At 60.3% G+C, this 14,701-nt stretch carries 13 protein-coding genes; 11 read left to right on the top strand and 2 right to left on the bottom strand.

The features are described 5' to 3' along the window. The first annotated feature begins 133 nt into the window (after positions 1-133). Positions 134-991: an SDR family oxidoreductase gene (locus EJ576_RS10300; protein ID WP_123477497.1), complete on the top strand. Its 858-nt coding sequence runs from the start codon at positions 134-136 to the stop codon at positions 989-991. A gap of 8 nt (positions 992-999) precedes the next feature. Here EJ576_RS10300 and xerC read toward each other — a convergent pair whose 3' ends face one another. Next, a complete protein-coding gene (gene xerC, locus EJ576_RS10305; RefSeq protein WP_126570288.1) occupies positions 1,000-1,914 on the bottom strand; it encodes a tyrosine recombinase XerC in 915 nt (304 codons plus the stop codon). Positions 1,915-2,022: 108 nt separating this feature from the next. Next, positions 2,023-2,835 (bottom strand): M949_RS01915 family surface polysaccharide biosynthesis protein, encoded by an 813-nt coding sequence (locus EJ576_RS10310; RefSeq protein WP_126570289.1) that lies wholly within the window; start codon positions 2,833-2,835, stop codon positions 2,023-2,025. A gap of 412 nt (positions 2,836-3,247) precedes the next feature. Here EJ576_RS10310 and arnC point away from each other — a divergent pair, with 412 nt between their 5' ends. The 10 genes from arnC (at position 3,248) to EJ576_RS10360 (ending at position 14,698) form a co-directional block, all read left to right on the top strand. Then, positions 3,248-4,282, top strand: a complete 1,035-nt coding sequence (arnC, locus tag EJ576_RS10315; RefSeq protein WP_028616167.1) for an undecaprenyl-phosphate 4-deoxy-4-formamido-L-arabinose transferase — start codon at positions 3,248-3,250, stop codon at positions 4,280-4,282. Continuing rightward, the gene (gene arnA / locus EJ576_RS10320; RefSeq protein ID WP_126570290.1) at positions 4,279-6,270 is read left to right on the top strand and encodes a bifunctional UDP-4-amino-4-deoxy-L-arabinose formyltransferase/UDP-glucuronic acid oxidase ArnA; all 1,992 of its coding nucleotides are present in this window, start codon (positions 4,279-4,281) and stop codon (positions 6,268-6,270) included. Before arnC ends, arnA begins: the two co-directional genes overlap by 4 nt. After that, positions 6,270-7,154 carry a 4-deoxy-4-formamido-L-arabinose-phosphoundecaprenol deformylase gene (gene arnD / locus EJ576_RS10325; protein WP_126570291.1) on the top strand — a complete coding sequence of 295 codons (885 nt, stop codon included), beginning with the start codon at positions 6,270-6,272 and terminating at the stop codon, positions 7,152-7,154. The genes arnA and arnD overlap by 1 nt, the downstream gene beginning before the upstream one ends. Next, the gene (arnT, locus tag EJ576_RS10330) at positions 7,151-8,806 is read left to right on the top strand and encodes a lipid IV(A) 4-amino-4-deoxy-L-arabinosyltransferase (RefSeq protein ID WP_126570292.1); all 1,656 of its coding nucleotides are present in this window, start codon (positions 7,151-7,153) and stop codon (positions 8,804-8,806) included. The genes arnD and arnT overlap by 4 nt, the downstream gene beginning before the upstream one ends. Continuing rightward, a complete protein-coding gene (arnE, locus tag EJ576_RS10335; RefSeq protein WP_028616171.1) occupies positions 8,803-9,150 on the top strand; it encodes a 4-amino-4-deoxy-L-arabinose-phosphoundecaprenol flippase subunit ArnE in 348 nt (115 codons plus the stop codon). Before arnT ends, arnE begins: the two co-directional genes overlap by 4 nt. Beyond that, positions 9,147-9,548: a 4-amino-4-deoxy-L-arabinose-phosphoundecaprenol flippase subunit ArnF gene (gene arnF, locus EJ576_RS10340; protein ID WP_068933137.1), complete on the top strand. Its 402-nt coding sequence runs from the start codon at positions 9,147-9,149 to the stop codon at positions 9,546-9,548. Before arnE ends, arnF begins: the two co-directional genes overlap by 4 nt. Further along, positions 9,545-10,924: a UDP-glucose/GDP-mannose dehydrogenase family protein gene (locus EJ576_RS10345; RefSeq protein WP_028616173.1), complete on the top strand. Its 1,380-nt coding sequence runs from the start codon at positions 9,545-9,547 to the stop codon at positions 10,922-10,924. Before arnF ends, EJ576_RS10345 begins: the two co-directional genes overlap by 4 nt. Before the next feature lie 3 nt (positions 10,925-10,927). After that, on the top strand, positions 10,928-12,550 hold the full coding sequence (locus EJ576_RS10350) for a glycosyltransferase family 39 protein (RefSeq protein ID WP_126570293.1): 1,623 nt from the start codon (positions 10,928-10,930) through the stop codon (positions 12,548-12,550). A 192-nt stretch (positions 12,551-12,742) separates the two neighbouring features. Further along, positions 12,743-13,453 carry an HPP family protein gene (locus EJ576_RS10355; RefSeq protein WP_126570294.1) on the top strand — a complete coding sequence of 237 codons (711 nt, stop codon included), beginning with the start codon at positions 12,743-12,745 and terminating at the stop codon, positions 13,451-13,453. Positions 13,454-13,594: 141 nt separating this feature from the next. Continuing rightward, positions 13,595-14,698 carry an enoyl-CoA hydratase/isomerase family protein gene (locus EJ576_RS10360; RefSeq protein ID WP_126570295.1) on the top strand — a complete coding sequence of 368 codons (1,104 nt, stop codon included), beginning with the start codon at positions 13,595-13,597 and terminating at the stop codon, positions 14,696-14,698. Positions 14,699-14,701 lie beyond the last annotated feature (3 nt).

Here is a 14,701-nt window from a genome sequence, read left to right on the forward strand (position 1 = left end):
CGGCGGTGGAAATACCGTTTATGCATAAGCTTAAAGCCAACCACTCGTCGGGCTTCGGCGGCATCCGTTACAACTATCGCCCGGCATGTAACTACTAACCCCATAGCCCCTTTGCACTGCTATGGAGATTGATATGACTGACTATCCTCGCCCGCCCTTCACCCCTCAAGCCCAAGCTGTCCCAGGTGCGCAGAAAAAAATGGACCCGTACCCCGACTGCGGCGAGAAAAGCTACAAGGGCTCCGGCCGGCTCGCCAACAAGATCGCGCTGATCACCGGGGCCGACAGCGGCATCGGGCGCGCGGTGGCTATCGCCTTTGCCCGTGAAGGCGCGGACGTGGCCATCGCGTATCTGGATGAACATGAGGACGCCAAGGAAACCGCCCGCTGGGTGGAGGAAGCCGGGCGCCAGTGCCTATTGCTGCCCGGTGATATCGCGCAGAAAAATGTGTGCCACGCGCTGGTCGACAAGACGGTCGAGCAATTCGGCCGTATCGATGTGTTGGTCAACAATGCAGCGTTCCAGATGAGCCATGAAACGCTGGAAGAAATCTCAGACGAAGAGTGGGTGAAGACCTTCGATATCAACATCACGGCGATGTTTCGTATCTGCAAGGCCGCTGTACCGCATATGAAAGCGGGCAGTTCGATCATCAATACATCGTCCGTCAACTCGGATATGCCCAAGCCGACATTGATGCCCTACGCCGCCACCAAGGGTGCAATTGCCAATTTCACCGGTGGCTTGGCGCAGTTGCTTGGCAGCAAGGGCATTCGCGTAAACAGCGTTGCGCCGGGCCCGATCTGGACACCGCTGATTGTGGCGACCATGACGGATGACGACGTGAAGAGCTTCGGCAGCGAAACCCCGCTGGGCCGCCCGGGCCAGCCTGTGGAAGTTGCACCGATCTATGTGCTGCTGGCCTCTGATGAAGCCAGTTACATCTCGGGTTCCCGTTATGCGGTGACTGGCGGCAAACCGATCCTCTGAACCTGCTCCTACAGATCAAACCGATCCACCGCCCGCCGCCGCTCATTGTCGTCACGCACGTCATAGCTGGCGGTGGTCTGGATATTGGTGTGGTGTGCCAGTTTCTGCGCAATCGACAGGTCATGCTCCTCGATCACCCGCGTAATGAACGAGCGGCGGAAATCATGGGGCATGATCTTTACCCCTACCTGTTCGCCACGCTGGCGGGCGATGTAGTAGATCGCATGCTTGGTGATGCGTTCGCGGGTGATATGGCTGCCACGGCGGATACGGTTGAACAGGAAACTGTCGTCCTGCTCGCCCTCCTTGAGCTGTTCGCGGCGAAACGCCAGCCACGCCTGCAACTTGGCGAACGCCCAATCCGGCGCGTACTTGATCAACTCCTTGTTGCCCTTGCCGATCACCCGCAAGCTACGTTCTTCGAAATTGATCTGGGCCAGGTCGAGGTTGACCGACTCCGACTTGCGCATGCCGGAACCATAGAGAATCCCAATCACCGCCGCATCGCGCAGGCCCTGCGGGCGTGGGTCGGCGGCGCAGACTTCCATCATTTCGCGGATCAAACTGCGCCGCAAGTTGCGACCCTGGCTCAGGCGTGTGCCCGGCGCAGCCTTGACGGTGCGCATGCGCAACAGGTGTTCCTGGCTGATCAAGTTCATCCGCCAAGCTTCGTTCATCACGCCACGCACCGCATTGACGTACAGCGATGAGGTGTTCGGCGCATAGCCATCCTCACGCAAGGCGGCAACCAGGGCGATCACGTGTTCGGGTTGCAGCAGGTGCCAGTCGATGTCTTCAAGGTTGATGTCCTCGAAGCCCAGCCGGTCGGCCGCATCTTGCAGCACGTAGCGCATGGTCAATTGGCTGGAGGGCGCCAGACGAGTGAGGTAAAGGGTCAGCGGGTTGCGGATAGACTCAATCAAGATACGTCAGCCTTTGGCTTAAATACCCCGAGCAAGCCTTTGTTTAATCGAGGTATTTAGTGAATTGGCGAAGGCCGAGTCTAACCCAGGACCGGCCTTGGCACAAAATCACGGGGACGTGTCGTCATCTTCGGTAGAGTCCTGCGGCTGGACCTGGGCCTGGCTCCAGTCGCTGTCTTGCTTCTGCATCAGCGCGAACCAGTGCTGGCGCATGAACGCCAGGTAGGCCTCGGGGGCCTTGGCAAAGTCCTTCTCGTCGCCGTAGCAACCGGGCAACGGCAGCTCGGTGCCCTGCTCCTTGTACTGGCTCACCAGCGCCTGCTGCCCGGCCACGCTGCAATCCTTGGGCAACGGCATGCCGCGCAAGGCGCCGGCCTCCTCGTCCCACCAGGCCGCACCGACCCGGTCGACACCGCGCAAACGGTACTTCTGCGACTTGCCGACATGCATGATCAGCTTGAATTCATTGGGGCTGACATCACTGGTGCAGGTACGCGAATAGCCCACGGTGGCCTGGGTGATGCCGTCGCCGGTCAGGTCGGTGACCTTGGTCGCAGCGCGGTCGAAGCGCAACGAGGCGTCGAATTCGCAGTGCTGTACATCGTCGTAGAGCATCCACACGCGTTTGGGGCGGTTGCCATCGATCAAATACTGGGCCGCGTACACAAAAGCCGACTGAGTGCCGTCGTCGTCACGCTCGCTGACCTGCTCGGCGAGCACCAGCAGGTTCTTGCCTTGCTTGTCGTCCCAAATATAGGCAGCGATCTGCTTGCCACGCACCTCCACCCCATCCGGCACCTGGTCGATGCTCGTGAGCGCGACCCCGTCGTCGGCTTGTACGGTGGTGATACACGCCACGCTCAACAACAAACCCATCAACACTGGCCGCAACTGGCCACGTAAAAGCTGCACGCTATTCATCCGATCACCCTGGCAAGAGACGGCTTACTTTACCGGCACTTGGGGCGCCTTGCAGAGAAGATTCTTCACTAAAATTCGAGGGTGGAACGTCGGCGCTCAAGTTGAACCAATTGCCCTACAAACAGTTCCTATTTCGCTTACTAACTTAAGCCGACGCGCCGTTAGTTGCTTAGCTGAACCCTAGCTGTCTACCTGTCAAATAAACGAGTTTTTCATCTGCCTTTCATATCTGTTCCACATTTTTACGCTTAATCTTAAAGACAGCACTTCATAGCAAACCGCGCTATATCGTCTAACCTCTTGATTACGCTTCATCTTTAGCGCCGTTTATTAACCTGCGGCCTGGACTTTCGCCCAATGATTGCTGCTGTTGCCACGCGCCAAGTTGCTCTAACCCCGAGGTCATGAATCTTTGAAACCCTACCCTATTCATTGCGTGTCGATCGTTATCCCGGTCTACAACGAACAAGAGAGCCTGCCTGAATTGCTGCGCCGCACCACGGCAGCCTGCAAGCAACTGGCCTACGAATACGAAATCATCCTGGTGGATGACGGTAGTCGCGACAATTCGGCCCAACTGCTGGAAGACGCCGCCGCTGAAGACGGCAGCAACGTGGTCGCGGTGATCCTCAACCGCAACTATGGCCAGCATGCGGCGATCATGGCCGGTTTCGAGCAGTGCCGGGGCGAAGTGGTGATCACCCTTGACGCCGACCTGCAGAACCCGCCCGAAGAAATCCCGCGCCTGGTCGAACAAGCCGCCCTCGGCTACGACGTGGTAGCCACTGTGCGCAACAATCGCCAGGACTCGGCCTTCCGCCGCTGGCCTTCGCGCTTGATCAACCTGGCCGTGCAGCGCTCCACCGGCGTGGCCATGACCGATTATGGCTGCATGCTGCGCGCCTACCGCCGCACCATCGTCGATGCGATGCTGGCCTGCCGCGAGCGCAGCACCTTTATCCCGATCCTGGCCAACGGCTTTGCCCGCCACACCACCGAGATCCTGGTGCACCACGCCGAGCGTGAACACGGCGAATCCAAATACAGCGCCATGCGTCTGATCAGCCTGATGTTCGACTTGCTGACCTGCATGACCACCACCCCGCTGCGCCTGCTCTCCATCGTCGGCTTTAGCCTGGCGGCGTTGGGCATTCTGTTTGCCCTGGCGTTGATCGTCATGCGCCTGGCCTTTGGTGCCGACTGGGCCGGCGACGGCTTGTTCGTGCTGTTCGCGGTGCTGTTCGTGTTCACCGGTGGCCAGTTCATCGGCATGGGCCTGTTGGGTGAATACCTGGGCCGCATGTACAGCGACGTGCGTGCCCGCCCACGCTTCTTTATCGAAAAAGTGCTGCGCAACCAACCGGCAGCACCGGCTCCCGTGGTCGTCGTCGACGGCCTGGTGTCTTCCCATACCTCTACTTCTTCTGCTGATCAGGTCCAATCATGAGTTCAAAAGCTGTTGTATTCGCGTACCACGACATTGGTTGTGCAGGCATTGAAGCGCTGCTCAACACCGGTTACGAAATTGCTGCTGTGTTCACCCATGCCGACGACCCGAAGGAAAACAATTTCTATGGTTCCGTTGCCCAACTGTGCGCACGTAACGGCATCCCCGTGCACGCGCCGGAAGACGCCAACCACCCGCTGTGGATCGAGCGCATCGCCAAGCTGAACCCTGACTACATTTTCTCGTTCTACTACCGCAACCTGCTGAGCGAGCCCCTGTTGGCCACTGCGCGCAAAGGCGCGTTCAACCTGCATGGCTCGCTGCTGCCGAAATACCGTGGCCGCGCCCCGGCCAACTGGGTACTGGTCAACGGCGAAACCGAAACCGGCGTGACCCTGCACCGCATGGTCAAGCGTGCCGATGCCGGCGCGATCCTGGCCCAGCAGAAAGTCATCATCGAGCGCAACGACACCGGCCTGACCCTGCACGCCAAACTGCGCGACGCCGCCAGCAACCTGCTGCGCGACGCCCTGCCGCAACTGGCCCAAGGCAAGCTGGCTGAAACCGCCCAGGACGAAAGCCAGGCCACTTACTTCGGTCGCCGCACCGCTGCCGATGGCAAGCTGGAATGGAAAAAACCGGCTGAAGAACTGTTCAACCTGGTCCGCGCCGTCACCCAGCCGTACCCGGGTGCCTTCTGCGCCGTGGGCGAGCACAAGCTGATCGTGTGGCAAGCCGAAGTGGTCAAGGGCAACGAAGGCCTGGCGCCGGGCCGTGTGATCAGCGTCAACCCGCTGCGCATTGCCTGCGGTGAAGACTCCCTGGTGGTCAAGTTCGGCCAGCGCAACGACAACGGTCTGTATCTGGCCGGTCCTTCCCTGGCCAACGAATTGGGCCTGGTCGACGGTTCCGTGCTGCGCGGCGCCGAGTCCGGCCGCACGCCACGCCGTACACGCGTGCTGATCCTGGGTGTGAACGGTTTTATCGGTAACCACCTGTCCGAGCGCCTGCTGCGTGACGACCGCTACGAAGTCTATGGCCTGGACATCGGCTCCGATGCCATCGAGCGCCTGCGCAGTCACCCGAACTTCCATTACGTGGAAGGCGACATCAGCATCCACACCGAGTGGATCGAGTACCACATCAAGAAATGCGACGTGGTCTTGCCGCTGGTGGCCATCGCCACGCCGATCGAATACACCCGCAACCCGCTGCGCGTGTTCGAGCTGGACTTCGAAGAAAACCTCAAGCTGGTGCGCTACTGCGTCAAGTACAACAAGCGCGTGATCTTCCCGTCGACCTCCGAAGTCTATGGCATGTGCCAGGACCAGTACTTCGACGAAGACACCTCCAACCTGGTGGTCGGCCCGGTCAACAAGCAGCGCTGGATCTACTCGGTTTCCAAGCAACTGCTGGACCGCGTGATCTGGGCCTATGGCGCCAAGGGCCTGAACTTCACCCTGTTCCGTCCGTTCAACTGGATGGGCCCGCGCCTCGACCGCCTGGACTCGGCACGTATCGGCAGTTCCCGCGCCATCACCCAACTGATCCTGAACCTGGTGGAAGGCACGCCGATCCGCCTGTTCGACGGTGGCGAGCAGAAGCGTTGCTTCACCGACATCGCCGACGGTATCGAGGCCCTGGCGCGCATCATTGATAACGACAACGACGCGTGCAACGGCCAGATCATCAACATTGGCAACCCGGAAAACGAAGCCAGCATCCGTCAGTTGGGCGAAGAGCTGCTGCGTCAGTTCGAAGCGCACCCGCTGCGTGGCAACTTCCCGCCGTTCGCTGGTTTCCGTGATGTAGAAAGCAAGGCGTTCTACGGCACCGGTTACCAGGATGTGGCCCACCGCAAGCCAAGCATCGAAAACGCCAAGCGCCTGCTGAACTGGGAGCCGACCGTTGAAATGAGCGAAACCATCGGCAACACGCTGGATTTCTTCCTGCGTGAAGCCATGCTCGAAATAGCGGACAAAAAGTAATGCAGGCTGGCTTGCGAATCGACGTCGACACCTACCGCGGCACCCGTGAAGGTGTGCCACGGTTGCTCGAATCCCTGGATGAAGCCTCGGTTAAAGCGACGTTCTTCTTCAGTGTCGGGCCGGACAACATGGGGCGCCACTTATGGCGCCTCATCCGCCCGCAGTTCCTGTGGAAGATGCTGCGTTCCAACGCCGTCGGGCTGTATGGCCTGGACATCTTGCTGGCCGGCACCGCCTGGCCGGGCAAGCCGATCGGCCGTGACCTGGGGCATTTGATGCGCCAGGCCAAGGCCGCCGGGCATGAGGTGGGCCTGCACGCGTGGGACCACCACGGCTGGCAGGCCAACACCGGGCGTTGGAGCGAAGCACAGCTGGTCGAACAGATCCGCCGTGGCGTCGACACCTTGAACGACATTCTCGGCGAGCGCATCGACTGTTCCGCCGCCGCCGGTTGGCGTGCCGACGAGCGCGTGGTGCAAGCCAAGCAAGGCTTCAATTTCCGTTACAACAGTGATTGCCGGGGCACCAGCCTGTTTCGTCCAACCTTGGCCGATGGCAGCGCGGGCACCCCACAAATTCCGGTGGACCTGCCGACCTTCGACGAAGTCGTCGGGCCGGTGGTGGCTGCCAAAGACTTCAATACGTTCATCCTCGACCGCTTTGCCGCGTCGAAGCTCAACGTCTATACGATCCACGCAGAAGTAGAAGGGATTCTGATGGCCAATGATTTCCGCCAGTTGCTCGCCCAGGCAGGGCAGCGCGGCATCGACTTCAAACCGCTGGGTGACTTGTTGCCGACGGACCTGACTACCCTGCCCCAGCAACAACTGGTGCGCGGCGTCTTGCCCGGCCGTGAGGGTTGGCTCGGAGTGCAACAGGTATGATCCGCCGTTGGGCCCTGCCCCTGCTCCTGTTGGCATTTGGCGTGTTTTACCTGCTGCCGCTGGCTACCCATGGCCTGTGGATTCCGGATGAAACCCGTTATGCGCAAATCAGCCAGGAAATGCTGCTGACCGGCAAATGGGCGTCGCCGCACTTCATGGGCATCCGCTATTTCGAGAAACCGGCGGCGGGCTATTGGATGATCGCGCTGGGCCAGGCGATCTTCGGGCAGAACCTGTTCGGCGTGCGCTTTGCGTCGGCGTTGAGCACCGGATTGAGCATCCTGTTGGTGTACCTGGTGTCGCGTCGGTTGTGGAATGACCCGCAGAAGAGCCTGATCAGCACCGTGCTGTACATGAGTTTTGTCAGCGTGGCGGCCCTGGGCGGTTATGCCAACCTCGATCCGCAGTTCACCTTCTGGGTGAATCTGACCGGCGTGGCCTTGTGGTTTTGCTTCGACAGCACCACCCGTAATGGGCGGCTCGGTGCTTGGGCGCTGCTGGGGTTTGCCTGTGGCATGGGCTTCATGACCAAGGGTTTCCTCGCCTGGTTACTCCCCGTGTTGATCGCCCTGCCCTATGCGATCTGGCAAAAGCGATTCCGTGAATTACTGGGTTACGGCCTGGTGGCGGTGGTGGTGGCGATTGTCATCAGCCTGCCGTGGGCGCTGGCCGTGCACCTGCAAGAGCCCGACTACTGGAACTTCTTCTTCTGGCACGAACATATCCAGCGCTTTGCCGGCGACGATGCCCAGCACGCCGAGCCGTTCTGGTATTACCTGCCGTTGCTGGTTGCGTTCTGCCTGCCGTGGGTGGCGTTGTTGCCGTCCACGCTCAAACAGGCCTGGCAGGACAAACGCAGCGCACAAACCGGCTTTGTATTGCTGTGGTTGCTGATGCCCCTGGCGTTCTTCAGCCTGGCCAAGGGCAAGTTGCCCTCCTATATCATGCCGTGCCTGCTGCCGTTGGCGTTGCTGATGGGCAGCACCCTGGCCGACAAGCTGGCCCAGGGTCGTTACCGCGCATTGCGTATCAACGGCTGGCTGAACCTGATCATCGGCGTGGTGATGCTGCTGGCGCTGAGCTGGTTCCAACTGAAAAAGCCGGTGTATGAACACGGTCAGGAAACACTCAGCCTGGTACTGGTGTTCACATTCCTGTTCGGCTGGATACTGGTCAACCTGCTGCAGGCCGCACAGCCGCTTCGCTTGTGGGCGATGCCAGTGCTTGGCAGCTGGCTGATGGTCGCCCTGTTGCCAGCCGGGCTGCCGCACTCAGTGGTCTACAACAAGACCCCCGACCAATTCATCATCGATCACCTGCAGGAACTGCAACCGGCCACTGCACTGTTGAGCAATGACCTCGGCGCCGCATCGGCCTTGTCGTGGCGCCTGGCGCGGCCGGACGTGACGCTCTACAACACCGTCGGTGAAGTCAAATACGGCCTCGCCTACCCGGATGCCGGGCATCACAAGGTGGATATGCCTCAGGTTCAGCAGTGGATGAGCGATGCGCGTAAAAAAGGCACGGTCGGTGTGGTGATGCGCGTCAAAGGTGACGATGAGCGAGCCGAAATCGCTTTGTTGCCCAGCGACGGCCAGCGCTATGAGCAAGGCAATATCGTGATTTTGATCTTCCCGCAGGTGACGCCTTGATCACCCTGCTGCTGCTATTGGCTGCCTGCTTGCTGACCTGCATGGGCCAGGTTTCGCAGAAATTCGCCGTGGAAAGTTGGCGCGACCTGCCCGAAGGCTGGGCGCTGAAATTGCGTTCGCCGTGGTTGTGGTCGGCGCTGATGTGCCTGGGCCTCGGCCTGCTGGTGTGGCTGCTGGTGTTGCAGCGCCTGGAAGTGGGCATTGCCTACCCCATGCTCAGCCTGAACTTCGTGCTGGTCACGCTGGTGGCGCGGTTTGTCTTTCATGAGCCCATCGACAGCCGTCATTGGCTGGGCGTGGCGCTGGTAATCGGTGGTGTCGTGTTGTTGGGGCGCCACGTATGAGCCGGGTTCAAGGGTTTGCCTTGGCCCTGGGCAGTGTCGGCCTGGTCAGTGCCGCCCAACTGGGCATGCGCTGGAGCATGACGCGCTTGCCGCTGCCCAGCGATTGGCTCAGTGCACAGATCAATCTTGGCGCTCTCGGCGTGGTAAGCCTGGCGATCCTGGCCTACGCGCTGTCGATGCTCTGCTGGTTGGGCGCGCTCAAGCACCTGCCGCTGGGCCGCGCCTACTCGCTGTTGAGCATCAGCTACGCCTTGGTGTACCTGCTGGCGGCCAGCCTGCCGGTGTTCAACGAACATTTTTCCGTTTCAAAAACCCTGGGGGTGGCGCTTGTCATCCTCGGTGTGCTGGTTATCAACTCTCGTCGTGCTAGCGCTACAAGTCCCAGGAATGCCCCATGAAAATCAGTGTATTTGGTAGTGGTTACGTCGGTCTGGTGCAGGCCACCGTATTGGCCGAAGTCGGTCACGATGTCATCTGCATGGACGTTGACAAAAACAAGGTCGAGTCTTTGCAGAAAGGCCATGTGACGATCTTCGAGCCGGGGCTGGCAGCGATGGTCAAGGAAAACCTGGAAAGCGGGCGACTGCACTTTACCCATGACGAGAAACTCGCGGTCGAACACGGCGAAGTGCTGTTTATCGCCGTGGGCACGCCTTCGGATGAAGACGGCTCGGCTGACCTGAAGTACGTGCTATCGGTGGGCGATGCGGTCGCTCGTCATCGCAAGGAGCCGGTGATCCTGGTGGAAAAATCCACTGTGCCCGTCGGCACTGGCGATACCCTGCGCGCGCATATCGAAAAAGCCCTTCACCTGGCTGGCCGGCATCTGGAGTTCGATATCGTCTCCAACCCGGAATTCCTCAAGGAAGGTTCAGCCGTGGCCGACTGCCGCCGCCCCGACCGCATCATCATCGGCTGCGAGCGTGAAGAAGTACGCGAGGTCATGCGCGACCTGTACGCCCCGTTCAACCGCAACCATGACCGCATCATCTTCATGGACCTGCGCAGCGCCGAGCTGACCAAATACGCCGCCAACTGCATGTTGGCGACCAAGATCAGCTTCATCAACCAGATCGCCGAGTTGGCCGAGCACCTGGGCGCGGACATCGAAGCCGTACGCCTTGGTATCGGCGCCGACTCACGCATCGGTTACCACTTCATCTACCCCGGCTGCGGTTATGGCGGTTCGTGCTTCCCCAAGGACATGCGTGCCCTGATCCACAGCGCCAAGCAGGCCAACTGCTCCAGCGACCTGTTGGAAGCGGTGGAGGCCATCAATCAGCGCCAGAAGAGCAAGCTGTTCGAACGCATCAATGCGTTCTTCAAGGGCAACCTGCGCGGCAAAACCTTTGCCCTGTGGGGCCTGGCGTTCAAGCCGAACACCGATGACATGCGTGATGCGCCCAGCCGTGTGCTGATGGAAGCCTTGTGGGCCGCCGGCGCCAACGTGCGTGCGTTCGACCCCGAAGCCATGCAGGAAACCCAACGCATCTACGGCGATGATCCACGGTTGATGCTGATGGGCACCCCGGAATCCACCCTCGGCGGCGCCGATGCGCTGATTGTCTGCACCGAATGGCAGCAGTTCAAGGCGCCGGACTTCGACTTGATCCACCAACGCCTGAAAACCCCGGTGATCTTCGACGGCCGCAACCTCTACGACGGCGAGCGCCTGGCGCGCAAAGGCTTCCAGTACTACCCCATCGGCCGTGGCGACTCCTGCCAGTTGCCGATTCCGCAGCAACAATGGTTGCCGCAGGTTGTGGAAGCCTGATACGTGAACAAAGCTCAACCGTCCCTGTTAAATCCAACGGTCCGCCGCCAATCCCTCGGTTTGGGATTGCTGGCGTTGTTGCTATTCATAGCCGGCAGTTGGCACCAGGCAATCATCGGCTTCGACTCCCGCTTCGTGCTGTTTGCCCAGGAAATGTTGCGCCATGGGCCTGGTTTCTTCCCGACCACCTACGGCCAGCCTTATGCGGATTACTTGGCCACGTCGACGTTGATGACGTGGCTGGTGTCGTTGCCGTTTGGCGAGGTCACCCGCTTTACTGCCTGGCTGCCTACGGCCGTTGCTTCGGCGTCGATCGTCACCCTGGTGTATCGCCTGACGGCGCCCTACTCCCAGCGCTGGGGTCTATTGAGCATCGCAATGCTGTTGCTAAGCAGCAGTTTTATCAGCGAAACCCGTGCGGTCTCTCTCGACCAGATGTTGGCGGCGATCGCCCTGGCGGTGTTCTACCTGGGGTATGCACACGACCACTTCGGTGCAGGTAAACGCCTGCATTGGTTGTACCTGCTGCTGATTCTCGGCTTTGCGGTACGTGGGCCGATCGGGCTGGTCATTCCCACTGGCGTGCTGTGCAGCTATTACCTGATCAACCGCCAATGGCGGCAACTGTTCAGCTTTGGTTTGATTGCGTTGGCATTGCTGGTGGCGTGCGTCGGCTTGTTATTGCTGATGGCTAAACTGAGCGGCGGCGAGCGTTTCATGCAGGACGTGATCCGCATGCAGTTCCTCGGGCGCATGGATGGCAGCGAAGGCTCCAGCGGCGTGCTGTATTACTTCACTAGCTCCCTGGGCAACTATGCCCTGGCGTATCCGATGGCTGTGCTGGTGCTGTTGGCGATGGTGATCAGTGGGCGCCGGGCGCCGGGACCGGCATTGCAGTTGGTGTGGTACTGCGCCGCCGCAGGTCTGCTGGTGATGCTGGGCTTGTCGATTCCCCAGGCAAAAAAAGCGCGGTATGTACTGCCAATGCTGCCCATGGCGGCGATAATTGCCGCGTATCCATTCCAGGTGGCACATGGGCGGCTGTTTGCCAGTTTGCGTGGGTTGATGCTCGGTATCTGGACCTTGTTGCCGACGCTGTTGATAGCCGGGCTGCTCTTCGCGCGGCCGCGCTACCCGGAACAATTGAGCCATTTGGGCTGGGTGTTCGGTGTGCTTGGCGGGCTGCAGCTAGTGGCGTTGCTGGCGCTGCTCAAAACTCAATTGCGCACGGTCGGACCGGCTTTTGCAGCCGTACTGGCGGTATGGGCCACTTATATCCTGGTGGTCGAACCGCTGGAACGCAGTGTCTATGACACCCGTACCTTTACCTTGCAAGTGCATGAGCACGTCATGCAGCAAAAGGCACCCGTGGTGTTGCACGGCCTGGGCAAAGACGCCAAGGCGATCAAATACATGGTCAACCTCGACTGCGACCAAGTGCCGTTGTTTACGCAGCTGGAAGCCGAGCTGAAGCCAATCCAGGGGCCAGCCTGGTTGGTGATGAGTCAAGCGGATTACGAAGGCTTGCAGGCCCCGCGCTTTCGCACCCTTACCCCGACCCTGGTCGGTGAGTTTGACCGCAACCCTTACGTACTGCTGCACTTGGCCAAAGCGCCGCAACCTTGACCACTGCACCGGCAGTACCGGCATTCAATTCATTATTTTTGCACTCAACCTGCATCAATATGCATTGGCGCCATCCTTCCTAGGTCGGCACACTGCATGAGTTCCTTCCCCCAAATGTTGGAACTTTCAAAGGGCTTTTCCGGGCAACCAGACAAGCCTTTTTTTTGCCCGCTGTTTATGGATCCCCTTTCAATGCTCGCTCGCTGGTTCCCCGCTGCTATTAATACCCGCCCCACTGAATGGAGCCGCGCCGCCATCGGCATGGCCTTGGGCACCCTGCTCAGTGTCTGGTTGTGTTCCCAAGTATTTGGCATGGAGGTGGCGTTGCACCTGCTCGGCCCCCTCGGCGCTTCGGCGGTGCTGTTGTTCGCCGTGTCGTCCGGTGCATTGGCGCAACCTTGGTCGATCATCGGCAGCTATCTGTGTGCGGGTGTGGTTGCGCTGCTGGTAGCTCGTGTCTTGGGTCCCTCCCTGGGCGGCGCCTGCCTGGCAGCGGGCATGACGGTGGTGCTGATGTGCTGGCTGCGTTGCCTGCACCCCCCGGCCGGTGGATTGGCCATGACGCTGGTTTTGGCCGACCCTGCCTCCGCCGCTCTGGGTTGGTATGAATTGGGCGCCGTGTTGCTCGGCGCCAGCGCCTTGCTGGCCTGCGCACTGGCTTACAACAACGCGACGCGCACGCGTTATCCCAAAGGCGCTGCCGAATTCCCGCCGGCTATTCTCAATCGTCCGCAGGCCGGACGAGACCCTGCGATCACTGCCGCCGACTTGAAGCTCGCGCTGGCTGAAATGGAGCAATTCTACGACGTGGAGCCTACGGAGCTGGAACAATTGATCCACGCCGCAGAAACCCACGCGCGCCGCCGCAGCATCGGTGAAGTACTGGCCAGCCGGGTGCCTTGAAGCCATCGTCCACTCCCTGCATAAATGCAAAAACGACCTGCATGATTCATGGTTGTACTGGGCAAATTTGCACTGGTACGATCGCGAGATGGTTCGTCCGCGAACATCTTGATAAAGAACAATAAAAGCAGGGAGTTATCGATGACTGCTCAGGTTTCATCCGAGGCAAGCCACGCAGAAACACTTCAGGACGAAGTCCTCGCCGAGGTCCGTAACCATATCGGCCACCTCACCCTTAATCGCCCCGCCGGCTTGAACGCCATTACCCTGAACATGGTGCGCAGCCTGGCGTTGCAGTTGCAGGCGTGGGCGGACGACCCGCAGGTGTACGCGGTGGTCCTGCGCGGCGCGGGTGAAAAAGCCTTTTGTGCCGGTGGTGATATCCGTTCGCTGTATGACAGCTTCAAGAACGGCGACAGCCTGCACCAGGACTTCTTCGTCGAGGAGTACGCACTGGACCTGGCCATCCACCATTACCGCAAACCGGTACTGGCACTCATGGATGGGTTTGTCTTGGGCGGTGGCATGGGCCTGGTGCAAGGCGCCGACTTGCGCGTGGTCACCGAGCGCAGCCGCCTGGCGATGCCGGAAGTGGCCATCGGCTATTTCCCAGACGTGGGCGGCAGCTACTTCCTGCCGCGTATTCCGGGTGAGCTGGGGATTTACCTGGGCGTCACCGGGGTGCAGATCCGCGCAGCCGACGCGCTCTACTGCGGGCTGGCGGATTGGTACCTTGAAAGCAACAAGCTGGCCGACCTGGACCAGAAGCTTGATCGCCTGCAATGGCACGACTCGCCGCTCAAGGATCTGCAAGGCGTGCTCGCCAAGCTGGCCGTGCAACAACTGCCCGATGCGCCACTGGCCGCCTTGCGCCCCGCCATCGACCACTTCTTCGCGCTGCCGGATGTGCCGAGCATTGTCGAGCAACTGCAACAGGTCACCGTGGCTGACAGCCACGAATGGGCGCTGACCACCGCCAACCTGATGCAGACCCGCTCCCCCCTGGCCATGGCCGTTACCCTTGAAATGCTACGTCGCGGCCGCCGGCTGCCTTTGGAGCAGTGTTTTGCGATGGAGCTGCACTTGGACCGCCAATGGTTCGAACGTGGCGATCTCATTGAGGGCGTGCGCGCGCTGATCATCGACAAGGACAAGGCCCCGCGCTGGAACCCACCCGCCCTGCATGGGCTGTCCCTAAGCCATGTAGAAAGCTTCTTTCAACACTTCGAGCAGGTTGCGAACTAAGCC

This window comes from Pseudomonas sp. C 49-2, assembly GCF_003970195.1.
GTDB classification, from domain to species: domain Bacteria; phylum Pseudomonadota; class Gammaproteobacteria; order Pseudomonadales; family Pseudomonadaceae; genus Aquipseudomonas; species Aquipseudomonas canadensis.

Excerpts from the sequence above, each read along its gene's own strand:
- arnA (WP_126570290.1), top strand. The coding sequence starts at position 4,279 with ATGAGTTCAAAAGCTGTTGTATTCGCGTACCACGACATTGGTTGTGCA.
- arnD (WP_126570291.1), top strand. The coding sequence starts at position 6,270 with ATGCAGGCTGGCTTGCGAATCGACGTCGACACCTACCGCGGCACCCGT.
- arnF (WP_068933137.1), top strand. The coding sequence starts at position 9,147 with ATGAGCCGGGTTCAAGGGTTTGCCTTGGCCCTGGGCAGTGTCGGCCTG.
- EJ576_RS10345 (WP_028616173.1), top strand. The coding sequence starts at position 9,545 with ATGAAAATCAGTGTATTTGGTAGTGGTTACGTCGGTCTGGTGCAGGCC.
- EJ576_RS10310 (WP_126570289.1), bottom strand. The coding sequence starts at position 2,835 with ATGAATAGCGTGCAGCTTTTACGTGGCCAGTTGCGGCCAGTGTTGATG.
- arnT (WP_126570292.1), top strand. The coding sequence starts at position 7,151 with ATGATCCGCCGTTGGGCCCTGCCCCTGCTCCTGTTGGCATTTGGCGTG.
- EJ576_RS10355 (WP_126570294.1), top strand. The coding sequence starts at position 12,743 with ATGCTCGCTCGCTGGTTCCCCGCTGCTATTAATACCCGCCCCACTGAA.
- EJ576_RS10300 (WP_123477497.1), top strand. The coding sequence starts at position 134 with ATGACTGACTATCCTCGCCCGCCCTTCACCCCTCAAGCCCAAGCTGTC.
- EJ576_RS10360 (WP_126570295.1), top strand. The coding sequence starts at position 13,595 with ATGACTGCTCAGGTTTCATCCGAGGCAAGCCACGCAGAAACACTTCAG.